The 25,161-nt window shown below is 34.7% G+C and carries 19 protein-coding genes, 1 pseudogene and 1 riboswitch; of the genes and pseudogenes, 15 read left to right on the top strand and 5 right to left on the bottom strand.

Going from position 1 to position 25,161, the window contains the following annotated elements:
* Positions 1–27 precede the first annotated feature (27 nt).
* Positions 28–732, top strand: a complete 705-nt coding sequence (locus A9G09_RS12285; protein WP_065635121.1) for a GntR family transcriptional regulator — start codon at positions 28–30, stop codon at positions 730–732.
* Positions 733–863: 131 nt separating this feature from the next.
* Here A9G09_RS12285 and pyrE read toward each other — a convergent pair whose 3' ends face one another.
* Together pyrE and rph are read right to left on the bottom strand one after the other, a co-directional pair.
* The gene (gene pyrE / locus A9G09_RS12280; RefSeq protein ID WP_065635120.1) at positions 864–1,511 is read right to left on the bottom strand and encodes an orotate phosphoribosyltransferase; all 648 of its coding nucleotides are present in this window, start codon (positions 1,509–1,511) and stop codon (positions 864–866) included.
* Between the two features lie 13 nt (positions 1,512–1,524).
* Positions 1,525–2,241, bottom strand: a complete 717-nt coding sequence (gene rph, locus A9G09_RS12275) for a ribonuclease PH (RefSeq protein WP_065635119.1) — start codon at positions 2,239–2,241, stop codon at positions 1,525–1,527.
* Between the two features lie 159 nt (positions 2,242–2,400).
* Between rph and A9G09_RS12270 the strand changes: the two genes are divergently transcribed.
* The 6 genes from A9G09_RS12270 (at position 2,401) to A9G09_RS12245 (ending at position 10,307) form a co-directional block, all read left to right on the top strand.
* A complete protein-coding gene (locus A9G09_RS12270; protein ID WP_065635118.1) occupies positions 2,401–3,267 on the top strand; it encodes a YicC/YloC family endoribonuclease in 867 nt (288 codons plus the stop codon).
* 24 nt (positions 3,268–3,291) lie between these two features.
* Positions 3,292–4,197, top strand: coding sequence for a DMT family transporter (locus tag A9G09_RS12265; protein ID WP_065635117.1), 906 nt, complete (start codon positions 3,292–3,294; stop codon positions 4,195–4,197).
* 258 nt (positions 4,198–4,455) lie between these two features.
* Entirely contained in the window at positions 4,456–5,151 is a 696-nt protein-coding gene (locus tag A9G09_RS12260; RefSeq protein WP_065635116.1) for a tetratricopeptide repeat protein, read from the top strand.
* A 222-nt stretch (positions 5,152–5,373) separates the two neighbouring features.
* Positions 5,374–6,162 (top strand): tetratricopeptide repeat protein, encoded by a 789-nt coding sequence (locus tag A9G09_RS12255; protein ID WP_065635115.1) that lies wholly within the window; start codon positions 5,374–5,376, stop codon positions 6,160–6,162.
* 231 nt (positions 6,163–6,393) lie between these two features.
* Entirely contained in the window at positions 6,394–9,255 is a 2,862-nt protein-coding gene (locus A9G09_RS12250; RefSeq protein WP_065635114.1) for a tetratricopeptide repeat protein, read from the top strand.
* A 158-nt stretch (positions 9,256–9,413) separates the two neighbouring features.
* A complete protein-coding gene (locus tag A9G09_RS12245) occupies positions 9,414–10,307 on the top strand; it encodes a tetratricopeptide repeat protein (protein ID WP_065635113.1) in 894 nt (297 codons plus the stop codon).
* 65 nt (positions 10,308–10,372) lie between these two features.
* Here the strand turns inward: A9G09_RS12245 and A9G09_RS12240 are convergent, their stop codons facing one another.
* From A9G09_RS12240 to ydiK, 3 genes are all read right to left on the bottom strand, one after another.
* A complete protein-coding gene (locus A9G09_RS12240) occupies positions 10,373–11,752 on the bottom strand; it encodes an MATE family efflux transporter (RefSeq protein WP_065635112.1) in 1,380 nt (459 codons plus the stop codon).
* 155 nt (positions 11,753–11,907) lie between these two features.
* The gene (gene pssA, locus A9G09_RS12235; protein ID WP_065635111.1) at positions 11,908–13,263 is read right to left on the bottom strand and encodes a CDP-diacylglycerol--serine O-phosphatidyltransferase; all 1,356 of its coding nucleotides are present in this window, start codon (positions 13,261–13,263) and stop codon (positions 11,908–11,910) included.
* A 138-nt stretch (positions 13,264–13,401) separates the two neighbouring features.
* Positions 13,402–14,454, bottom strand: coding sequence for an AI-2E family transporter YdiK (gene ydiK / locus A9G09_RS12230; protein WP_065635110.1), 1,053 nt, complete (start codon positions 14,452–14,454; stop codon positions 13,402–13,404).
* Between the two features lie 103 nt (positions 14,455–14,557).
* On the opposite strand from ydiK, the gene eco reads away from it, so the two are divergent.
* The 8 genes and pseudogenes from eco to A9G09_RS12190 all read left to right on the top strand — a co-directional run bounded on the left by eco (position 14,558) and on the right by A9G09_RS12190 (position 25,137).
* A complete protein-coding gene (gene eco / locus A9G09_RS12225; RefSeq protein WP_065635109.1) occupies positions 14,558–15,052 on the top strand; it encodes a serine protease inhibitor ecotin in 495 nt (164 codons plus the stop codon).
* A gap of 313 nt (positions 15,053–15,365) precedes the next feature.
* The gene (locus tag A9G09_RS12220; RefSeq protein ID WP_065635108.1) at positions 15,366–16,475 is read left to right on the top strand and encodes an extracellular solute-binding protein; all 1,110 of its coding nucleotides are present in this window, start codon (positions 15,366–15,368) and stop codon (positions 16,473–16,475) included.
* A gap of 105 nt (positions 16,476–16,580) precedes the next feature.
* Complete coding sequence (gene potG, locus A9G09_RS12215) at positions 16,581–17,717, top strand: putrescine ABC transporter ATP-binding subunit PotG (RefSeq protein ID WP_218056922.1); 1,137 nt, start codon at positions 16,581–16,583, stop codon at positions 17,715–17,717.
* A gap of 318 nt (positions 17,718–18,035) precedes the next feature.
* Positions 18,036–18,908 (top strand): annotated as a pseudogene (potH, locus tag A9G09_RS12210) (putrescine ABC transporter permease PotH); the annotation flags it as partial.
* A gap of 243 nt (positions 18,909–19,151) precedes the next feature.
* Positions 19,152–19,910 carry an ABC transporter permease subunit gene (locus A9G09_RS12205; RefSeq protein ID WP_081297583.1) on the top strand — a complete coding sequence of 253 codons (759 nt, stop codon included), beginning with the start codon at positions 19,152–19,154 and terminating at the stop codon, positions 19,908–19,910.
* A 742-nt stretch (positions 19,911–20,652) separates the two neighbouring features.
* A riboswitch (FMN riboswitch) is annotated at positions 20,653–20,813 on the top strand.
* Between the two features lie 197 nt (positions 20,814–21,010).
* On the top strand, positions 21,011–21,649 hold the full coding sequence (gene ribB / locus A9G09_RS12200; protein ID WP_065635107.1) for a 3,4-dihydroxy-2-butanone-4-phosphate synthase: 639 nt from the start codon (positions 21,011–21,013) through the stop codon (positions 21,647–21,649).
* Positions 21,650–21,803: 154 nt separating this feature from the next.
* Positions 21,804–22,736: an alpha/beta hydrolase gene (locus tag A9G09_RS12195; RefSeq protein ID WP_081297574.1), complete on the top strand. Its 933-nt coding sequence runs from the start codon at positions 21,804–21,806 to the stop codon at positions 22,734–22,736.
* Between the two features lie 157 nt (positions 22,737–22,893).
* The gene (locus A9G09_RS12190; protein ID WP_081297573.1) at positions 22,894–25,137 is read left to right on the top strand and encodes a TonB-dependent siderophore receptor; all 2,244 of its coding nucleotides are present in this window, start codon (positions 22,894–22,896) and stop codon (positions 25,135–25,137) included.
* Positions 25,138–25,161 lie beyond the last annotated feature (24 nt).

The raw sequence follows: 25,161 nt of genomic DNA, 5'->3' as shown, positions 1-25,161 counted from the left end.
ACTTATAACAAGAATAAAGAGTACGCCATGCTGAAATATCAAGATGTTGCTGAAAAAATTAAGCAAACTATCTATCAACAAAACATGCCTAAAGATACCCAGCTACCTAATATAGAAGGGTTAATTAATCAATATCAGGTTAGCCGGACTACGATTATAAAAGCCCTTAATCGTTTAGAGCGTCATGGTGTTATTTACCAGATTCAAGGTAGCGGTATTTTTGTTCGTCAACCTAAAAAGAGTGGTTATCTTAATTTTTTAGAAAGCCATGGTTTTAGTGTCGATTTAAACGATTTACCAGGATCGTCACAAGTTTTTAATGTTGATATTATTCGACCAAGCCAAAAGATTAAAGAAAATCTGCAATGCAGTGATGATGAAGACGTATACTTTATTAAACGTTTACGTTATGTTGATGGTGAAGTCTATGGTTTTGAACAATCTTACTATCGCAAAAAATTAGTCTCTTATTTGAATAAACAAATAGCAGAAGACTCTATATTTAGTTATGTACAAGACATTTGCAATATCAATATCGGATTTTCGGATAAATATTTTAAAGCGATAAAATTAGAGGAAGATGTTGCAAGCTATTTAGGGCTAAAAGCGGGGGATCCCGCGCTATGTGTTGAGGAGATCTTTTATACTTCGGCCGGTGAGCCTTTCGATTTTTCCCAGATCATTTATCATTATGATAATGCCAAATTTTATGTGCAAAGTCATTCGAAGTGATAGTTAAAAACATTTTATCATTATTTAATCGATTAACTTAATTATTACTATTGATTTATCACTGTTTAAGATAAAAAAAGCGCTTTAAAAGCGCTTGATTAAATCTATTTTTAAACAACATCTGACGGTAATTACCTTATACCATATTCCGCGCGATAAGCCTCGACCTGTTTAACTTGGTCTTGGCGGGCGGGATCTTTATATAAATATTGAATCAAGTCATCTAGCGTAATGATTGAAATGACATCACATTGATAAGTTTGTTTAATCTCTTGAATAGCTGAAAGATCACCGCGTCCTTTTTCTTGACGATCCAAGCAGATGAGCACACCTGCTAATTCAGATTTGTTGTCTTCAAGTATTCGCATTGATTCACGAATGGCTGTACCGGCTGTAATTACATCATCAACTAACATAACTCGCTGTTGATAAATAGAACTTCCTACTAAATTTCCGCCTTCACCATGATCTTTCGCTTCTTTGCGATTAAAACAATAAGGCACATCAACATTATGGTGTTCTGAAAGTGCAACAACCGTTGATGAGACGATAGGAATACCTTTATAGGCTGGACCAAAAATGACATCATATTGTAAATTAGCATCGGTTAATGCTGCTGCATAAAAACGACCTAATAAAGCTAGATCTTTGCCAGTGTTAAAGAGTCCTGCATTAAAAAAATAGGGGCTTTTACGGCCAGATTTTAAGGTGAATTCACCAAATTTTAATGCTTGCCTTTCTAAAGCAAATTCTATAAATTCACTTTTATATGATTTCATCGATTATCTCCAATTAATCTTTTAAGGCCTGTTTTTGTGTTTCAATAATGGTGGCAATACCATTTTTAGCGAGTTCCAATAACTTTAATAATTCATCGTGGCTGAACGGTTCACCTTCGGCCGTGCCTTGTACTTCAATAATTCGACCATCGTCGGTCATGACAACATTCATATCGGTTTCTGCATTAGAATCTTCAATATATTCCAAATCACATAATGCTTCGCCTTCAACAATACCAACAGATACCGCAGCGACTAAAGATTTAATTGGATTTTGTTTAATTTGTCCTTTAACCAACATTTGGTTGATGGCATCATTAAGCGCGACACAAGCACCAGTTATTGAAGCTGTTCTGGTGCCACCATCAGCTTGAATGACATCACAATCTAATGTAATGGTATATTCACCCAGTAATTTAAGATCAATCATTGCTCGTAATGAACGTGCGATAAGGCGTTGAATTTCCATTGTACGTCCAGTTTGTTTACCTTTCGCCGCTTCGCGCTGTGTTCTTGAATTGGTTGCGCGAGGTAACATACCATATTCGGCGGTAACCCAACCTTGATTTTGACCTTTTAAAAAGCGTGGAACACCTTCATCAACAGTGGCATTACAAAGTACTTTGGTTTCACCAAATTCAACCAATACAGAACCTTCTGCATGCTTAGTATAATGACGGGTTATTTTGATTGGGCGGACTTGTTCCGCAGATCGACCAGACGGGCGCATGCAATTCTCCAGCAGTTTAATTTAAAAAATTATCGTATTGAGCTAATCATTTAGGAGGACATCAACTGGATTACGTTGATGTTTAGCCTAAGCTAAGAGCATATTATACAGAATTTGTGATACAATGCCCAGCAAGTTTTTCAATTTTAGGGTGCAATTATGATTTCAAGTATGACGGCTTATGCAAGAAAAGAACTAAATCAACAATGGGGTAATGCTTCGTGGGAATTACGTTCAGTCAACCAACGATATTTAGAAACGTATATCCGTTTGCCAGAACAGTTTCGATCGTTAGAGCCTATTATTCGTGAACGCTTACGTAATCGTTTAACTCGAGGAAAAATCGAATGTAATTTGCGCTTTGAATTGGATTCTGCTGCACAAGATCAAGAATTATTACTCAATAAAGAATTAGCAAAACAAATTTTAACTGCTGCAGATTGGATTAAAACCGAACATCAAGCTGCTGAAGTCAATCCTATCGATGTATTGCGTTGGCCAGGTGTGTTATCAGCGAAAGAGCAAAACCTTGACACGATTTCGCAAGAGATTTTAGCACTATTGGATATTACCATTGATGAATTTATCACCGTTCGTGAACGAGAAGGGCAAGCTCTTCGTGATTTGATCATTCAACGATTAGAAGGTATTACAGAACAAGTTAATAACATTAAAAAGTGTATGCCTCAAATACTGGAATGGCAAAAAGAGAAACTGAAAAGCAAACTTGAAGAAGCGAATATAGAACTTGATAACTCTCGTCTTGAGCAGGAAATCGTTATGCTTGCCCAACGTATTGATGTAGCAGAAGAGCTTGATCGTTTAACAACGCATGTGAAAGAAACCTATTCGATTTTAAAGAAAAACGAAGCAGTGGGGCGTAGATTGGACTTCATGATGCAAGAATTTAACCGTGAATCGAATACAATTGCCTCTAAATCAATCAATGCCGATGTGACAGCAAGTGCTATTGAACTAAAAGTTCTTATTGAACAAATTAGAGAACAAGTGCAAAACATTGAGTAAAAAACTAACTCACTTTAAGTCACAATGAATCGTTCTTTCGGTGTTATTGCCGTCATATTGGCATCAATCTTATGGGGTACAACAGGTACGGCAGCAACCTTAGCCCCATCACTCTCTCCTTTATTTATTGGTTCCTTTGCCATGGGTGTAGGGGGATTATTACAATCTATTTTTGCTTTATCTAATATAATTAAAGAACGTAAGTTAATAGCAAATCACTTAGGTTTTTTACTGGTTGGAAGTATTGCTGTTTCCCTTTATCCGCTAGCATTTTACTCTTCTATGCGACTATCTGGTGTGACTGTTGGTACAGTAGTATCCATTGGAACGGCACCGATTCTTTCAGCAATAATTGAGTATAGTAGCAAGGATTTTCATATTACTAAACAATGGGTTATTGGTGCGGCTTTTGGCATTTTAGGCATTATGCTTCTTTATTTTTCTGAAAATAGTGCGACATCAACGCAATATAGTCATTTGGCTATTGGTATTTTGCTTGGTTTAATTGCTGGATTCACTTATGCATTATACTCTTGGTCGGCTCGTCAAATGATGTTAAAGGGTATATCTAGCAAGTCAGCGATGGGAACGACATTTGGATGCGGAGGTTTATTGTTAATTCCAGTTATGATTTTAGCTGGAACTCAGTTGTTTGATTCATTAATCAATATAACCATAAGCCTTTATATGGCATTGATTCCCATGTTTATCGGGTATTTATGTTATGGTTATGGGCTGTCAAAAATATCGGCTAGCACAGCAACGACTATTACACTATTAGAGCCGGTTATTGCAGCTATTTTAGCCATGTTAATTATCGATGAGTATCTATCTTTTTTAGGTTGGTTGGGAATAGTATTTATTTTTATTTGCCTTGTTTTAGTTACGCTATCGACCTTAAATAAAGCATCAGTTTCAAACCCAAGATAATTAAATAGTTTGTGTGTAAATAGTATTTATCCTCCACAGATATATTTATAAAATTGATTTTATTCACCTTATCATTAGATTTTTCATCGTAAATAGTCACTCTGAAATCAATCACCTATTTTTCTTAAAAAAATATTGATATTAGTCAAAAAATTAATGTTGTCAGTTGTTATTGATCAATAATTTTGACAATATTACCAAGCACAACAATAGAAATAATATGAATTATTTAACCTATAAAGATGATAAGGAAAAAACATGAAAAAAATATTCACCACAAGCTTACTGTTTTTGTTTTTAGCGGGTACTGCTAATGCAGAAACCTCTTTAGAAGATATAGAAAAACTGCCTCGAGAAGAAATTATTAAACTTGCTAATGAAAAAAATGATGCTAAAGCACAATACTCTTTAGCACAAGATTATCAAGACGGTATAAATGTTGAAAAAGATCAAGCTAAAGCGAGAGAATTATACGAAAAATCAGCGGCACAAGGTTATGCACCGGCACAGTCTAATTTAGGTGTTTTTTATGAAAATGGTATTGCTGGTGAACAAAGTTATGAAAAAGCTAAACAGTTATACGAAAAGTCAGCAGCGCAAAATGATCAGCATGGTCAATACAATTTAGCAACTTTGTATCAAAATGGTCGTGGTGTATCGCAAAATTTTGCAAAAGCCCGAGAGCTTTTTGAAAAATCTGCAGAACAAGGTTTTGTTAATGCACAATATCAATATGGTCAAATGTATTTGTTAGGCGAAGGTGTCAAAAAAGATTACGATAAAGCAAGAGTTTGGATGGAAAAAGCTGCTCAGCAAGGAAAACCAGAAGCACAATTTAACTTAGGTGTGATGTATCAAAACGGTATGGGTGGTTTACCAAAAGATGATGACAAAGCATCAGAATGGTTTGAAAAAGCTTGTGAAAATGGTGTTGATCATCCAATTTGTAAATAATTAACAAAATTTAACTCACTACAAAGGAGGCTGTCGCCTCCTAAATAATTACGACAAACCTACTCTTGTTTTGATATTTTGCGGTTATCGTCCAGTTTAAGCATAAATGTGATTTAAAAAACTTAATTAAAATTCATTGGTAATCATTATTTATATTGCTAGAATAAAATGTAAATACGATAATCTAAATAATATAACTATCTCGTAGTTAAGGAATAAGAAGTGAAAAAATTTTACACAATTATTTTATTTTTTTTATTTTTAACTAATGCAGTAAGTGCACAAGATATTAAAAATTTAAGTATTAACGATTTGTCTAAATTAGCATCAGAACAAAACGATCCTGAAGCACAATTTTATTTAGGTGTAATGTATGAACAGGGTAAAGGTGTTGAACCGGACTATGAAAAAGCTAAGCAATGGTATGAAAAAGCGGCATCGCAAGGTATTGTTGAGGCTCAATTCAATTTAGGACAAATTTACTATACTGGTATGGGAAGTGCTCCAGATTATGTTCAAGCTAAAAACTGGTTTGAGCAAGCCGCATCACAAGGTGATGTTGATGCGCAATTTAATTTAGGCATGATGTACGAGAATGGTAGAGGTGTTGAACAAGATTTTACTCAAGCAAAAACATGGTACGAAAAAGCAGCTACACAAGGTTTTGTCGATGCTCAATTCAATTTAGGCATTATGTATGACACAGGCGAAGGAATAGAACAAAATTATACCAAAGCAAAAGAGTGGTTTGAAAAGGCAGCACTTCAAGGTGATGCTGAAGCACAAACTAATTTAGCGTGGATATATTATGAAGGCAAAGGCGTTGAAAAAGATTTGAAATTGGCGAAAGAATGGTTTGAAAGGGCCGCAGCTCAAGATCAACCCGAAGCACAGTATAATTTAGGTATCATGTATGAAGATGGAAATGCGGTAAAAAGAGATCCAGAACAAGCGCAAAATTGGTACAAAAAAGCATGTGAAAATGGACTTGATAGCGAAATTTGTAAATAAGCTATCAATCCCCAAAGCATTTGGTCTAAAGTAAATCTATTTTAATTGCAAAATCAATTACACGGTTTTGTCATCAAATCCATGTTTAATAAAATCTTTCCTGATGTATAAATACATCTTTAGATTCCTAATTTTCTCTATATCGTTTATGCTTATCATAATAAAACAATTTAAGCTGTCCGGTATAAAATTGTTTTCTGAGGTAATAATAATCAAGGAACAAATTAAGAAATGAAGAAATATCTACTAATATTATTACTCATGTCAATAAATTTGGTTCATGCCAATGATCAAGAAAATTTAAAATTAGATGAGTTGTTACAATTAGCTTATGAACAACAAGTTCCAAGTGCACAATATGAATTAGCGGTTCGATATCAGGAAGGCAATGGTGTTGAAAAAAATTATCTAAAAGCGAAAGAATTATTTGAAAAGCTAACTTCGCAAACTGACAATGATGCTAAATTTAGAGTTGGAATTTTGTATTTTATCGGTGATGAAGGATTAGAAAAAAATTACGCCAAAGCTAAAGAATGGTTTGAAAAAGCAGCCGCTGAAGGTGATAGTAGTGCGCAATTTTATTTGGGTATTTTATATCAAAATGGATATGGTGTAATAAAAGATTATAGATTAGCGAGAAAGTGGTTTGCCAGTGCTGCTAATAAAGGTCACAGTGATGCTCAAGCTAATTTAGGGCAGTTTGCACTTTATGGTATAGGGCAGATGCAATATATTGATGGTGCCAAATATTGGCTTAATATTGCCGCTCAGCAAAATCATCCCAAAGCCCAATACTACTTAGGCATAATAAATTATGCAAAAGCACAAGAAGATGCACAATATTATCTTGACGCTAAAAATTGGTTCGAAAAATCTGCTAAGCAAGGCTATGCTTATGCTCAATATAAATTAGGGCAACTGTATTTACGTGGTGAAGGGGTAAAGCAAGACGAAGATTTGGCTAATCAGTGGTTTGAGGCTGCACGTCAACAAGGATTATCTCAGACAGATTTTAACAAAATAGATAACAATGAAGATGTTGATGATCTTAGTCAGGATTATATTAAAGTTCAACAGTGGTATGAAAAAAGATCATTGCAAGGCGATATCAATGCAATGGTATCTTTAGCTTTTAGTTATACCAATCAAGAGCCATACGGTATTGATGTCAATTTTTCTAAAGCTAAACAATGGTTCGAAAAAGCCGCAGAACAGGGCGATCTCGATGGTGAATACGAAACAGGTATCTACTATTACTATGGTATTGGTTCTGAACAAGATTATGTACAAGCTAAGCAATGGTTGGAAAAATCAGCTAAACGAAATGATAAATTGTCGCAATACTTTTTAGCTATGCTGTATAAAAATGGCAATGGTGTAAAACAAGATTTTGTCAAAGCTAAAGAGTTGTTTGAGAAAAGTGCAGCACTTCCTGACTCAAGACCGCAAGAGCAATTAGGATTACTTTATTTAAATGGCGATGGGGTAAAACAAGATTATGTGAAAGCCAAAGAGTATTTTGAAAAAGCGGCAACAAAAGTTAGTGATCTTGCTGAATTTAATTTAGGTCTAATGTATCAAAATGGTAAAGGTGTTAAACAAGACTACGTTAAAGCTAATGAATGGTTCGAAAAAGCAGCTTCACGAGGCAACTCTAATTATCAGTTTTATCTAGGTGAAATATATAAAAAGGGACAAGGTACTGAGATTAATTTCACTAAAGCTCAACAATGGTATGAAAAAGCCGCTTTACAAGGTAATGTGAATGCACAATATGCTTTGGGCAAATTTTATCAATATGGTTATGGTGTTACGCAAGATATTATTAAAGCTAAGCAGTGGTATGAACAAGCGGCGCAGCAAGGGCATGATGATGCGCAGGTGCAATTAGCAAGTTTGTACTTAACAGCGAATGATGACGATCAAGATTATGTAAAAGCTAGACAGTGGTTTGAAAGAGCTGCCTTAAAAAATAACATGGATGCACAACTAGCATTGGCTAATTTGTATGAAACAGGGCAAGGCGTTGCCCCCAATCCTGCTAAAGCCAAAGAGTGGCGAAAAAAAGCAACAAATAAATCTGAAAGTGTAGATGATGTATCAAAAGTAACAACGCTATTATCTCATGAAGCTAAAATGTTAGCCTTGAATGAACAGTTAGCGTTACAAGGTGATGTAACCGCTCAGTTACAGTTAGCATTATTATATTCAAAGAATAATAATGGAATACAACAGAATAATAAGAAAGCTAAAGAGTGGTTTGAAAAGGCGGCGCTTCAAGGTAATGCTGATGCTCAATATAATATTGGAAAATTTTATCTTGAAGGTATTGGTGTTGAGCAAAATTCGACCGTTGCTAAAGCGTGGTTTGAAAAAGCTGCGTTACAAGATAATAGCCGTGCTCAACTGGCGTTAGGACTGATTTATGCCAAAGGTAAGGGGATCGAACAAGATTACACAGCAGCAAAACACTGGTTTGAAAAGGCAGCAGCACAAAATGATGCGAACGCAGCATTTAACTTAGGCTTATTATATGACAAAGGCTATGGTGTTGAACAAGATTATACTAAAGCCAAACAGTGGTACCAAAATTCCGCATTGATGGGGAGTGATGAAGCACAATTTTATCTAGGTGAAATGTATCGAATGGGGCATGGCGTCCCTTTAAAAAACTATACTGAAGCTAATTATTGGTACTGGAAATCCGCTGACCAAGGTAATGTTAAAGCATCATATATGGTGGCTTATTTCGATTTTTATGGTCTAGATAGTACCGAGTTTAATGGATATTCATTAGATTATTTTCTAAATGCGGCTTATCAAAATCAACCCCGCGCGAACAGCGCCTTGGGGCAAATTTACTATTATGGCGTTGATGATAAGAGTGGCTATAATAATTATGTTATCAAGCCAGATTTTACTAAAGCAAAACAATTTTTTGAACAGAGTGCAGCACAAGGTTTTGCGCATTCCCAGTATTATTTAGGGATAATGTATTTACATGGCTTAGGTGTCAAAAAAGATCCTAAATTAGCTAAGCAATGGTTGCAAAACGCTTGTGCAAATGGTTTTCAACATCAAATTTGCCAATAATCAAATAGAAGATGTGTATATTCAATGAAAAATAGTATTTGAATAAAATAACCTGTTAGCGCATTTATCTAAATAAGTGTTTAATTAAAGATAGTTGAAGCCACTATTGTTATGACCTAACAACTGGGATTTCAAGTAATGGAGTTTAGAACTAAAAGATGAATAAAAATGTAAACGCTTTACTTTTACTTTTATTATCAGTGAGTACAGTCAACGCTAATGAATTAAAAAAATTAACTAATGATGAACTTTTGCAAATGACAGCTGAAAGTTTACCAGAAAAGCCGCAATATGATTTTGGTATTCAATATCAATACGTTGATGGTAATGAGATACAAGATCGTATTAAATTAAAACAATGGCTTGACGCTGCTGCTTTACAAGGTGATGCTAGTGCAGAATTTGATTTAGCCACATTGTATCAAAATAGTATTGGTATTGATCACAATAGTCACTTAGCTAAGCAATGGTATGAAACATCAGCACAACAAGGAAATGCTGATGCTCAATATGCTTTAGGCTGTTATTATTTTTATGGGTATGCTGGTGAACAAGATTACGCTAAAGCAAAAATGTGGTATGAAAAAGCAGCGCTACAAGGTGATGTACGTGCACAATTGCAATTAGGTTTATTGTTTTCAAATGGGTATGGTGTTGAAAAAGATTATCAGCAAGCAAAAAGTTGGTTTGAAAAATCAGCGGCACAAAACGATAATCGCGCTAAAGTAATGTTAGGTTTGATGTATTTAAATGGTAACGGCGTTGAGAAAAATTATAATGATGCAAAATCATGGATTATAGACAGTGCCAAATTAAACATTGAAAATGACCTTGCTCTTATGTATATAAATAATGATGGTTCCCAACCAGATTATGTTCAAGCAATAAAACTATTTGAAGTTGCTGCAAAAAGTGATGTTCATGCAAAATATTACTTAGGGTTAATGTTTATTCAAGGTGTTTTTGTTGAACCAAACTATGTAAAGTCAACGCAATACTTTATTCAAGCATGTGATGACCCAGATGTTGGTGATATTCCAATTTGTTTTTGATCTCTAACCTTAAAACTGACCATAATTTGTATTAATCAAAAAAGTAATGAATTTATTTTTTAATACTAACTAGTGTGACAGCGACTTTTTATCGATTTGAAATACCAAAATAGTACCGTAAATGCAACGCCAGTTGATAAAAGATCTGCTGTTGGTGATGAGGCCCAAACCCCATCTAATCCAAAGCATAACGGTAATAGGTATAGTGTTGGTAATAAAATCAAAATTTGTCGGGAAAGACTTAATAAAATTGATATTTTTGCCATACCAATACACTGAAAAAAGCTCGTGGTAACCATTTGAAAACCGACAAAAGCAAAAGATAATGTTGTATATCGTAAAGCTATCGCCGATATGTGCACTAAATCCTCATCAGAACTAAATGCACGAACTAATACATCTGGAACAAAAAAACCTAAAATAAAGCCAATACTAGTAATGACTGTTGCAACTTTGACCCCATAGAAAAAAGTGGCTTTAACTCGTAGATAGTCTTTCGAACCATAGTTATAGCCAATAATTGGCTGCATTCCTTGATTGATACCAATAACAATCATAATAATCAATGTAATTAATCGATTAGCATTGGAATAACCTGCAATCGCATCATCACTTGAAACGTTTGACAAAGGAGCATAATGGGTAAGTTGCCAATTAATAAACACAACCACAATAGAAGCGGCGACTTGCATCGCAAAAGGTGACATACCAATTGATAAAATTGATTTAATATATATCAAATTAAATCTAAAGTTACATCGATACAGTTTAATATTGCTATTTTTACTGATAAAGTGCTGCATCACAAATAAAAAGCTAATAAACATCGATAAAGTAGTTGCAAAAGCTGCGCCACGCATCCCCCAACCAAAGCCAATGATAAAAATAGGTGCTAAAATGATGTTGGCAATGACACTAATAAACATGGTGACCATTGCTTTAAATGGGTAACCGCTTGCCCGCATCATATTGTTATAGTTAAATGTTAATGTAATAAATATGCTGCCGGGCAAGTATACTTGCAAAAACTCTTTAGCATATTGATGATTGGTTGGGCTGGAGCCGACAAAATGTAAAACGGGATCAACGAAGTAGAGTAGTGATGCTAAAGTTATACCACTTAAAACAGCGGTTAACATAAACGATGTTCCAGCAATTTTTTCGGCTTTATCCGTTTCTCCACGACCTAAAAAAATTGATATGCGGCTCGCTGACCCAATACCTACAAGCATACCGATACCTGCTGTCAGGTTCATTACAGGTAAAATAATACCAGCCCCACTCAGTGCCTCACGACCAATCCAATGACCGATAAATATACCATCAATAATGTTATACAGTGTATTGACAATAGTACCAATTACTGCCGGTAAAGCATACTGCCAAAACAACCAACTAATTTTTTTATTTCTGAAATCGTTGTAAACATCTTGAGAGTGAGTCATCGATTTTATTTTCCCACAGTTAAATGTTGTAAAAAATATTAAAAAAAGCGCGACATTTGAGTATGAAATAATTTAAATTGCATGACTAACAGGGCATTAAAAACGTAATGACTGATCTCAATACCAACTAATTTAAATTTATTTAGTTTAACACGTTATAACAAACGTTTAATAATTCTATCAACACGAATGCGACTTAAGCGTTTAATCAATTTATGTACCTGTTTTGGGTAAAATTGACTAGCTTGAATTTGTTGGAAATGAGTAACCAATGTCGTTTTTTGACGAATGGTATCGAGTTCCTGCTTAATTTGTTTTTGTAACTCTTGTTTAGGATCATGAACTAAAATGCCATTTTCCAGATCTAAACGCCAAGCACGAGGATTAAGATTATTACCTGTAATAAGCATCCATTGATTGTCTACCCAAACACCTTTAAGGTGATAAGTTTGATCTTCATCTTTCCACAAACGAATAATTAATTGTTGTTTATCGATATAAGGTTGTAAGCGTTCAATAAAGTTTCTTAAATTGATTTCATATAAATAAGGTAATCCACCCGAAATATTAAAAGGTTTATCTGGTGGAATATAGAAATCATTTGCTTCTTTATCGCCAATAATAATTTCGACTTGTCTACCCTTTCTAAGTAATCGAATAATATCGCGAACCAAAATATTGGGTAAATTAAAATAAGGGGTACAAAATATAACGTTATGTTGTGTTGTATTAATTAAATGATGAATAATTTTATTTAAACTATTATTGCGCCCAAGTCCTGCAATAGGCGAGACGGTTAATTCATTGTTACTTGCATCGCCCTTATATTGATAATTTGCTTCACTAAGGTGTTGGCGTAATGTTTTTATTTCAACTTTAATTTGTTTACGGGTTTTATGTTGTTCCCCATCTAAACGCTGCAATCCATCAAAAGGTAAAAAATTATCATTGACATATTTTATCATGCAATCAGCTAACGTTTTATTGGTGATAAGATGATATCTGTCATAACGATATTTATTAAATTTATGTAAATAAACATTATTGATGCTTGCACCACTGTATATGACTGTATCATCAATAATTAATCCTTTAAGATGCAACACACCAAGCACTTCTCGTCGATTAATTGGCACACCATAAACCGGAATGTCAATATCGGGATGTTGCTGTTTCATCTGATTATAATAACGCGCATTGGTTTGATTTTTGTCTTCACCAAACCGTCCGCGTTGTGCTCGATGCCAGTCGACAAAAATTTTAATGTCTAAATTTGGTTTTTGTTTTTTTGCTTGATAAAGTGCATTTAAAATTTCTTGTCCTGCTTCATCCTGCTCTAAATATAACGCTATTATGTAAATTCGGTGTTGTGCTTTGTGAATACTTTCGAGCAAAGCAATTCGATATGCATTTGGATCAAATAAAATGCGGTATTGACTAGCATCTTGAGGCATTTTTGCTAAATCATCAAGATGCTTTTGATGGTTATATCTAATAAAAGGTATTCTCATTATTTAAATATCATTATAACTGGACTATGTAGTAGCATAGCATAAAATACACCAGAAAATAATACTCCTTTTTACTTTACATTAGGGCATAAATCAAGTTTGTGACAAGCTTCGATTAATGACTAATCAACTTTATTGTTAAGCTTGTTCATCGACCCATGATTCAATAAGCTTATAAGTCAATGCTAGCACAACTGGACCGATAAACAATCCCATAATACCAAAGGCGAGTATTCCTCCAATAACACCAAACAAAATAAGTAAAAACGGTAAATCGGCGCCTTTTTTTATTAAATATGCGCGCATTACACTATCAAGTGTTGTTAAAATAATCGCGACAAAAATTAACACAATTGCCGAAATGGTATTACCATCCCAAAATTGCCAGATAATGCAGCCTATCATGACAATAACCGGACCGATTTGCGCCACACAGCAGATAAATAAAATGAGCGTCAAAATGCCAGGGAAGGGCATGTTAGTAAGCACAAAACTGATGCCACCAATTAGTGCCAATGTGATAGCTGTGACTACAACACCTAAAGCCACAGCTCTTATTGCTTGACCAGCTAAAGTAACGGTTGTTTTACCATACTGTTTTGATAAACGATTAGCAAAAACATAGACGTATTTTGTAATACTTTCACCTTTAAGAAATAATAATAAACTAAAGATGATCATTACACCGGCATGGAAGATGAATATACTGATATTGGTGGCTTGTTCTAAAAGCCATCCAACTAAAATACCGATATACGGCTGGATATCGGAGATCAGCTCCGATCCATCTGTTTGAATGATTTCTAACCATTTTTGGTGTAATTCATTTCCAAACATAGGTAGGCTACTTAACCAATCTAATGTCGGCAATTCACGATGAGGTAGTGTTCTGGCCCATTCAATTAAATAATGACCATTTTGTGCAACACTACTAATAATTAATATAAATGGTATAATACAAACGAAAGCCAAAATTAGTGCCATGACTAACAGTGATAACCAGCGTTTATTAAATAGTTTTTGTTGGATTTTTATCATTAATGGCCAAGTGGCAATTACCACCATGACCGCCCAAAAAAAACCAAACAAAAAAGGTTCAACTACACGATAAGTAATAATGATTAGTAATCCTATTATTAATAGGTTTAAAATCAATTTCAGTAAATCGTACGTATTTTTTTCAGCTGGCATTTTTGTACCGTATTATTTAGTCTAGAAAATGTTATTATACGCAATAAGATTCAAAAAGCATATGTTGTGTGTTAACCATTATACTTTTTTCGGAGGTGTAAAAATGAAAAAAATAATGTTATTAATGATGATGAGTGTTGCATTAGCTGCATGTTCTACATCACCAAAATCATCTAAAGTTGTACAGAATGCAAATGATACAGCACCTTTCCCAGAAGCCATGCCTGGCTATACTCGCTATGCTATTCATCTTCCTGCATTAAAAGATGAAAATAGTGCCCGTGTCGAAGTGTTAGTTGGTAAAGATATGAATGTTGATTGTAATGCGCATAGCCTTAGCGGGACTATTAAACAACAAGAATTAAAAGGTTGGGGATATTCGTATTATGTTGTTGATAAAGCTAAAGATGGCATATCAACACTCATGGCTTGCCCAGAAAGTGCTAATAAAAATCAATTTGTAACTATCGGTAACAATATCGGAACGGTAAATTATAATAGTCGCTTACCAATTGTTTTTTATGTACCAAATGATTTAACCGTTAAATATCGTGTCTGGCAAGCAGACGCCAAAATTTTGCAAGCGACTGCCGAATAAAACAGCTAAATTAATTGTCAATTTATTATAAACAGTGGGTTGAGCGGTCAAAATATCGTCACTCAACCCCGAAACTTAGGATATTTGATATTTTAAGTAGACATCTCAAAAAAAAAAGGTATTTTATCCCTCGTAATGCAAGGTTAGCTCTACTCGTTCATTAAATTTATTAATGACTTGTGATTGCCTGATTACCTCGGTTTCGCCATACTTTTTAATGAAGTTATTGGTAAAATTTGGGGGTCCATTGAGTTTATCCAATGGGCTTGTGTCTAACATGTAATATCCCTAAACTAGAGGAGAAGTGGTGAGCATGTTTACTCAACGTAAAACAATTCTTTCAATCGTAGCTGGTGTTTCACTAGCGTTATCTCAATCAGCAATAGCTAAAGATCGAGTCGTCCATTTTTATAATTGGGCAGGACAAATCGGTTCACAAACTATCAGTGATTTTGAAAAATCAACAGGTATAAAACTGGTTTATGATGTTTATGATTCAAACGAAGCATTAGAAGGAAAACTCATGGCTGGGCATTCAGGTTTTGATGTCGTATCGCCTTCTGATAGCTTTTTAGCTAGACAAATTAAATCTGGAATTTATTTACCGTTAGATAAAAGTAAATTACCAAATTGGAAAAATCTAGATCCTAATTTAATGAAATTGATGGCTAACCATGATCCTGATAATACCTATGCCATTCCTTATGTATGGATGACAACGGGTATTGGTTATAACATCGATAAGGTGAAAGAACGTTTAGGCGATAATGCACCTGTAGATAGCTGGGACTTAGTATTTAAACCAGAAAATATGGAAAAGCTTAAAGATTGTGGTGTGGCATTTTTAGATGCACCGACCGAAATCTTTGCTAGTGCTCTTCAATATTTAGGTAAAGATCCAAATAGTACAGATGCAAAAGATTACACTGGCGCTGCTTACGAGTTGTTAGAAAAAGTGAGACCAAATATTCGTTATTTCCATTCCTCACAATATATTACAGATCTTGCTAACGGCGATATCTGCGTTATTTTAGGTTGGTCAGGCGATATTTTACAATCCCGAGATAGAGCAAACGAAGCGAAAAACGGCGTACATATTGGTTATCAAATTCCAAAAGAAGGGGCATTAGTCTTCTTTGATACTTTTGCTATTCCAAAAGATTCAGAAAATGTAGAAGAAGCACATGAGTTCTTAAACTTTGTCATGAAACCAGAAATTGCAGCGCAAGTAACCAACGATGTTAACTTTGCGAGTGCTAATAAAGCGGCTAATGATGAGTTTGTTAAACCAGAAGTGAAAAACGATCCAGCGGTTTATCCAAAACCAGAAGTAATGGAAAAATTATTCACTTTAAAAGTAAAAGAACCTAAACTTGAACGTGTTATTACCCGCACGTGGACAAAACTAAAAACTGGTAAATAACCGATATTCTTGGTACTACACTATTTACTAGTCTGATATAGACGGAGAGGTTAATTTGATCTTTCCGTCTCGTTTTTTATGGCTTGTTGTTATGAGGAAAAAAGAGTGAACAATAAAACAACAAATCAGGTACAGCCTAAAAAAAAGATGATAACTCCATTACTGGAGATCAAAAATTTAACTAAAGTTTTTAATGATGATTATTATGCGGTTGATGATGTCAACCTGACCATTTATACCGGTGAGATATTTGCCTTGTTAGGGGCATCGGGTAGCGGAAAATCAACATTATTGCGTATGCTTGCTGGTTTTGAACAACCTACCTCCGGACAAATTATTTTAGATGGTAAGGATCTATCGCAAGTTCCTCCTTACAATCGCCCGATCAATATGATGTTTCAATCGTATGCTTTATTTCCTCACATGACGGTTGAGCAAAATATTGCTTTTGGCTTAAAACAAGACAAATTAAATGCGCACGAAATCAAACAACGCGTTGAAGAGATGTTAGCGCTTGTTCATATGGAACAATTTGGTAAACGTAAACCCCATCAGCTATCAGGTGGTCAAAGACAACGTGTAGCCTTGGCTCGTAGTCTAGCGAAAAGACCAAAATTATTATTACTTGATGAACCAATGGGTGCCTTGGATAAACAACTTCGTGACCGTATGCAACTTGAAGTAGTTAGCATTTTAGAACAAGTAGGTGCAACTTGTGTCATGGTTACGCACGATCAAGAAGAAGCAATGACGATGGCAGGACGAATTGCCATTATGAATAAAGGTCAATTTGTACAAATCGGTGAACCAGAAGAGATTTACGAACATCCAAACAGCCGTTACAGTGCTGAGTTTATTGGATCAGTCAATATTTTTGATGGTATTTTGCAAGAAACATTAGAAGATGGTTTGATTCTTAACTGCCCAATGATCAAACACCCATTAAAAGTTGATTATGATTCACCAGCGGTTGAAGGTGTTCCTATTCAAGTTGCACTACGTCCAGAAAAAATTAAATTATGTGACGAAATTCCAGAACAAGGTTACAACGTAGCGAGTGGTGAGGTTGTTGAAATTGCCTATCTTGGTGATTTATCAATTTATCATGTCAAATTACCAAGTGGGCAAATTATTATTGCGCAGTTACAAAACGAACATCGTTATCGTAAAGGTATGCCAACATGGGGCGACATTGTCAATCTTAGTTGGGATATTGATAGTTGTGTTGTGCTTACCGAATAGACAAAAGAGGATATCATGATGCGATCCATTTTATTGGGTTTATTGTTAAATGCATTTGTATTACTCAATGTTTATTGGCGTTTTGTCTCAACAGATTCATTTGACAATCTATTTTTAGATGCGCTTTTCACTGCAATGACATTCAGTTTTTTATTGTCATGCTTAGGATTATATTTAGCCTATTATAAGCCATCTAAATTTGCTTATCGTTTGATTATTGCCGGCAGTATTTTATTTATTCCTGCTGGTTTGGTCGCAATCTATTTTGCTTATAAAAAGATGCGCCAACAACGCAATGACTCAGATTTAATGACTTTATATGGTCGACTAGCAGTGATTAGTATCCCTTATTTATGGATGTTATTACTGTTTTTATTACCATTTTTAATTGTATTTCGAATTAGTTTTTCTGAAATGGCTTCAGCGGTGCCACCTTATACTGACTTATTCAGTTATGATGATGGTTTACTCAATATTGCTTTAAATTTTGGTAATTACTTAAATTTACTGAGCGATACCATTTACATTGATTCTTATTTGCAATCATTGAAAGTAGCGGCTATTTCAACGATTTTATGTATCTTAATTGGCTATCCATTAGCTTGGGCTATTTCACAATGTAAACCCTCAACCCGAAATATCTTATTATTATTAATTATCTTACCATCATGGACATCGTTCCTCATTCGAGTATATGCTTGGATAGGTATTTTAAATCCTAATGGACTACTTAATAATTTCTTAATGTGGTTAGGTGTTATTGACCAACCACTTATTATAATGAAGACCTATTTTGCGGTTTATATTGGTATTGTTTATTCTTATTTACCTTTTGTGGTACTGCCAATTTATACCTCATTAAGTAAAGTGGACTCTACTTTGATCGAGGCTGCATTAGATTTAGGATGTAAACCAATTAAAACCTTTTTTAAAATTATTGTGCCATTAACTAAAAATGGTGTAATTGCTGGTGGTATGTTGGTCTTTATTCCGGCTGTTGGGGAGTATGTGATTCCTGAACTATTAGGTCCATCTGAAGGCATTATGATAGGTACACAACTTTGGACTGAATTCTTTAATAACCATGACTGGCCGGCAGCATCTGCAGTGGCTTCGGTAATGTTGTTGATATTAATTATACCTATTTACTACTTTAATAAATTCCAAAATCGACAATTGGGAGGTAAATAGATGAATAATTTACCTGTTATTATGCGATCCGCTGTGATTATTTTTATTGCTTCATTCTTAGGCGCTTTATTGTTAACCGTTTTGATCTCGTCATCAGGATTAGAATTAATTGGCAATAGTCACCTATATATTGGTTGTTTGATTTTCAGTGTGATTGTTACCTTGATTATCACTTTAGCGTTGATATGTCGCAGTTTAAAAGCGCTGATTTTATTGGTGGTATTTTCTTTTTTGTATATCCCAATGATTATTCTAATTGTCTATTCGTTTAATAGCTCTCGTCTAGTGACCGTTTGGGCTGATTTTTCGACTAAATGGTATGTTGAACTAGTGCATAACGAAACCCTACTTAAAGCGGTGGGATTAAGTTTATCTATTGCGGCAGGAGCAGCAACGCTTGCAATTGTTCTTGGTACGTTAGCATCGTATGCAATTATCCGCTTTAGACGATTTAAAGGCTCTAATCTTTTTTCATTTATGACTACTGCACCATTAGTCATGCCTGACGTTATTACTGGTTTGGCGTTATTACTATTATTTGTTGGAATGGGACAAGTATTAGGTTGGCCAAAAGATCGAGGGGCAATAACTATTTGGATGGCACATGCAACTTTCTGTACTGCTTATGTCACCGTTGTTATTAGTGCAAGGTTACGCGAGCTTGATAAGTCAATTGAAGAGGCAGCGTTAGATTTAGGTGCCAATCCTTTAAAAGTATTTTTCATTATTACGTTACCAATGATTGCACCGGCTTTAGTTTCAGGCTGGTTATTGGCGTTTACGCTATCCCTTGATGATGTGGTTATTGCTAACTTTGTTACTGGTCCTGGCGCAATGACATTGCCAAAATTAATCTTTTCGAAAGTAAGATTAGGTGTCGATCCTCAGGTCAACGCATTGGCAACAATTATCTTATTAATAGTAGGAATAATTGGATTTATCTCATGGTTATGGATGCGTAAAGCTGAACGACGCAAAATGCGTGAAATGCGTGGACATTAGATAATATTGATGCTTAATGGGCTTTTAGGCATTGCCTAATGTTATTTTTGAGTGTTACGATACAGGCGCTAAATTCAGGTTATATTCTGTTTTAGCGCTTATACTACAAGTTTAGTATCGATTTTGTCACGTTAATAAAAATATGTTATGAATCATTGATAATGATAGTTCTTCAACTCCCACAATTTCAAAATAATATCTTCATTCGCATTTGCTGATTTTATTCTCATCCTTCATAAGTGATTGTTAAAAAGATTTAACCGAAACTATTTGGCGCTTGAATTGCTGTTGGGCAAATCTGTAATTGTGCCGTATAAGTGCTGATTGGTTCAATGCATTGCGCAACATAAATTATTATGCTGATTTTGAAATGTAAAAGGATGTTACTCTGCGTGACAGTGCTAGCCTTTGTTATCTTTGTGTAGTTTGTTAACTTGAATAGATAGAATTATGTGACGTTAAGCTAACTTTATCATTGGGTTTATAAACGCCTTTAGCATTTAGGTCTATTTTATTAATGTATAACAATAGGTATCGATACTGAACAATTTTATTAACATTGTTACCCTAAATGACTCTGAGCGATAAGTTAAATAACAGTGGTTAGCGCTCAATGCAATTAGCTTTAAACGTGTTTTTTAATTGATATAGTACTTTCGATACAATTGCTTGAGGCTAACTTAATAAATTTTCGTGTTTTTTTATTTATTTTGTATTATAGTATTTGCCGTCAATTTAGTGACAAAGTTCTCAGGGCGGGGCGTAATTCCCCACCGGTGGTATAGCCCACGAGCGCTTAATATTTATCCTATTGATATATTTAATATTGATAAACATTAAGGACAAGCAGATTTGGTGTAATTCCAAAGCCGACAGTTATAGTCTGGATGAAAGAGAGTAGCTTATCTTTTCTTAATTTGCTATTAGCAAAATCATTATGGTCAAGCACTTGCCCTGATTCTGGTATTTAATTTATTTATACTTATAGTTTTACTTAATGATATCTACTTAGTTGTTCTTTTTTTATCTATCGATATCAGATTCATTTTGTATTGCTTTGGGATAAATATAATTATTTTATAAAAGGATAGGTATTTACCATGAATCAGTTTAATTTAAATGAATTTGGAACATCTGTTGAACGAGTAGAACGTGCAATTAATTCCATCAAAGCCGGTCAAGGTGTTTTAGTTTTAGATGATGAAGACCGCGAAAACGAAGGCGATATTGTTTGGTCAGCCGAAACAATTACAACACCACAAATGGCACTGACTATTCGTCATGGCAGTGGCATTGTCTGTTTATGTATGCCAAAAGCTTATTGTGACAAATTACAATTACCTATGATGGTTGCGAATAATACTAGCAAAAATCATACCGCATTTACGATATCAATTGAAGCAGCTCAAGGCGTAACAACAGGCGTTTCAGCCGCAGATCGCGTAACCACTATTAAAGCGGCCGTTGCTGATCATGCTAAACCGTGTGATTTAAATCATCCAGGACATGTTTTTCCATTAGTTGCACAAGAAGGTGGGGTTTTAACACGTCGTGGCCATACTGAAGCGTCGGTTGATTTAGTGACTTTGGCCGGTTTCAAACCCGCTGCGGTTATTTGTGAAATCACCAATGATGATGGCTCAATGGCAAGAGCTCCGCAAATAGTTGAATTTGCCAAACAGCATAATTTACCAGTGGTTACTATCGAAGATATTGTAGAATATCGTAAAGCTAGATAATTAGATTTTATTATGCCGACTTTGTCGGCGTAGATAATTATTTGATAATGTTATTAAAAATATTCACTATTTTTATATGATGTGATCATTGATGTTATATCAATTAGATGAATAAAATAAGTTATTACTATTTCAATTTTAACTGGCTTACTCTATGTTACGTTTAATTTTGGTCTATTTTGTGGTTATTTTTATGTTGACTGGTTGTCAAACAGGTCGTCAAAAATCAATGAATGTTATTGTGGCGAATGCTAAAACCGAAGTTGTTCATTCCAAATCAATTGGCGATTATAAAATAACTATCTATACACCAAATAAACCAACACCCAAAGATGGTTGGCCAGTTATTTACTTACTTGATGGCGACAGCTATTTTTTAACTGCTTACAATATGATGACCAATCAAGCTTGCGATCGTTGTGTGATTAAGGAAGGAATGATTGTCGCAATTGATTATTCGGGTGAATCTCGACGCGGATTGGATTATTTACCTAAACCTGAAAAGCTAGTTGCCGAAATTTTGCCTAATCATCAAATCAATTTACCTGTAAGTTATGGTGGAGCAGATGATTTTTATGATTTTCTAACAAAAGAGCTTAAACCTGAAATAGAAAAACGTTTTCCTATTAATCCTAACAAACAAGCGATTTTTGGTCATTCATATGGGGGATTATTTAATCTTTATGCTTTTTTAGCAAAACCGATAGCTTTTGATACTTATATTATTTCTAGCCCATCGATGTGGTTTAGTGGTGGATATATGTTTGACTTATTGTCTAAACATCTAGCCAACGATAAGCGCCCAACTTTGGGTAAACCAGTTAATTTATGGCTTTCTGTCGGTGGAGCCGAGCAATCATTACTTGCTGCTGAGTTGAGTTTACCTGAAGCGGAACAAAAAATATTATTACAGCATCGTCAAAATCGAAAAATGGTTGATTCTTCAACGCGACTATTTGAAAAATTAAAACAAGCTAATATTACGAATCTACAATTGAATTATACTATTTATCCTAATCAGTCTCATAAAACGGTGGCTATTTTTGCACTGCAAGAGGGGATGCAAGTAAATTTTAATGCCAATTAAAAATATTGAATTATCGCCGATTAATTTATAAATTTTTTTGCTTTAAATACAATCAAATAGACTTTCTTTGTGTAAATTCGGTTTACATTATTTACAGTTAATTAATAATGATAACTATTATTAATTAACTCTCCCATTTTTTTAGGAAATAAAATACATGATTTTAAAACGTAAATCGACTTATCTATTGACGGTTTTAATTAGCTTTGTTTGTCATAATGTCTACGCAGACAATACCCCGTCATCAACCAACAAAAATAATGATAGTGATGATGTAATGGTTGTTACAGCAGCAGAACAAACTAGGCAAGCACTAGGTGTTTCGGTTATTACCGAAAAAGATATCAGTAAAATGCCTCCCAAAAATGATCTCTCTGAAATTATTCGTACCATGCCTGGTGTTAACTTGACTGGTAACTCAACCAGTGGTCAACGTGGTAATAATCGTCAAATTGATATTCGTGGCATGGGACCAGAAAACACCCTTATTTTAGTGGATGGTAAACCGGTAAAAAGTCGTATGTCAGTTCGTTATGGATGGCGAGGAGAGCGTGATACACGTGGTGATACTAACTGGGTACCTGCTGATATTGTTCAGCGGATTGATGTTATTCGTGGACCAGCTGCTGCACGTTATGGTGATGGAGCTGCTGGTGGGGTGATTAATATTATTACTAAACAGCCAACTAATGAATGGCATGGCGCGTTAAACAGCTATATCAATTTACCATCTCATAGCGAAGAGGGAGCAACCAAACGAACCGACTTTGTATTAACTGGTGGTTTAACCGATAATTTAAGCATGCGTTTATATGGGAATATTAATAAAACCGAGGCTGATGATTGGGATATCAATCAAAAACATCAGATTAATCCTAATTCTACTAGTGCAGGGCGTGAAGGGGTACGCAATAAAGATCTAAATGGATTACTACGTTGGGATATTAGCAAACAGCAATCATTGGAATTTGAAGCTGGTGTGAGTCGTCAAGGTAATATTTATGCGGGTGATACGCAAAATAATAACCCAAATCCATTAGTTAGTCGTTTTTACAATGATGAAACGAATAGAATGTATCGGCAAAATTATGCATTAACCCATCGAGGCTATTGGGATAATGGTGTCAATACCATATCTTATGTACAAGTAGAAAAAACACGCAACAGTCGTTTAAATGAAGGTTTGGCTGGTGGTACAGAAGGTCGATTTGATAATGGCGATTTTTCAACGATCAAATATGACAATATTACCTTACATAATGAAACCAATTTACCGTTGACTATTGTTGTGCCGCAAACCATTACCATTGGAGCTGAATATAATCATCAAAAAATGAAAGATCCTACTTCAAATACTCAATCCACAGAAGAAGGCGGCAGTGTACCATGGATTAAAGATAAAAATCGAAGCGTGGAAAGTTCAGCTAATTTATGGGGAATGTTTGTCGAAGACAATATTGAGTTAACCCAAACAACAATGTTAACACCTGCATTACGCTATAATCATCAAAGTGACTCGGGTAGCAACTGGAGCCCAAGTTTGAATTTAGCTCAAGAATTAGGTGACTATTTTACCTTAAAATTAGGTATTGCTCGAGCTTATAAGGCTCCAAACTTGTATCAATCAAATCCTAACTATCTACTTTATAGTCGAGGACAAGGGTGTTATGGTGCTGGTGGTAGTTGTTATCTAATTGGTAATAATAATTTAAAAGCTGAAACTAGTGTAAATAAAGAGATAGGTTTAGAATTTCATAATGACGGTCTTATTGCTGGTATGACTTATTTCCGTAATGATTATCGTGATAAAATTGATTCAGGTATCAGATCAATTGGTCAAGCTGATGGTGGAAAAAACGCCTTCAAAAATTCTAATATTTTTCAATGGCAAAATGTACCTAAAGCCGTGGTTGAAGGTTTAGAGGGTAGCTTAACGGTGCCGGTTACATCAACCATTAATTGGCGTAATAATCTTACATGGATGTTACAGTCAAAAAATAAACAAACAGGGGATTATTTATCGATCATTCCAAAGTATACTCTCAATTCAGCAATTGACTGGCAAGTGACTGAACAACTCTCATTTTTAACAGCATTAACTTGGTATGGTAAACAAAAACCGAAAAAATATGACTACCTTGGGGATAAAGTAACCGATACTTCAACTCATCAACTAAGCCCTTATGCAATTTTGAATCTTAGTGGTCAGTATCAATTTAATAAAAACTTTACCCTAACTGCAGGTGTTGATAATCTCTTTAATAAACGTTTATTTAGAGAGGGTAATTCATCATCTCTAAAAAATCCAAAAAATGGCGTGATAACCGTTCGTGGTGCGGGTGCAGCAACTTATAATGAACCTGGTCGTACGTTATTTATTGGTACAAATCTTTCATTTTAAGTAAGTTTGCTTTTTTCTTCATTC

The organism is Gilliamella sp. wkB292, assembly GCF_001690235.1.
Lineage (GTDB): Bacteria > Pseudomonadota > Gammaproteobacteria > Enterobacterales > Orbaceae > Gilliamella > Gilliamella apicola_F.
The sequence above is the reverse complement of the archived record's forward strand: the minus strand, read 5'-3'. Positions and strand labels throughout refer to the sequence as shown.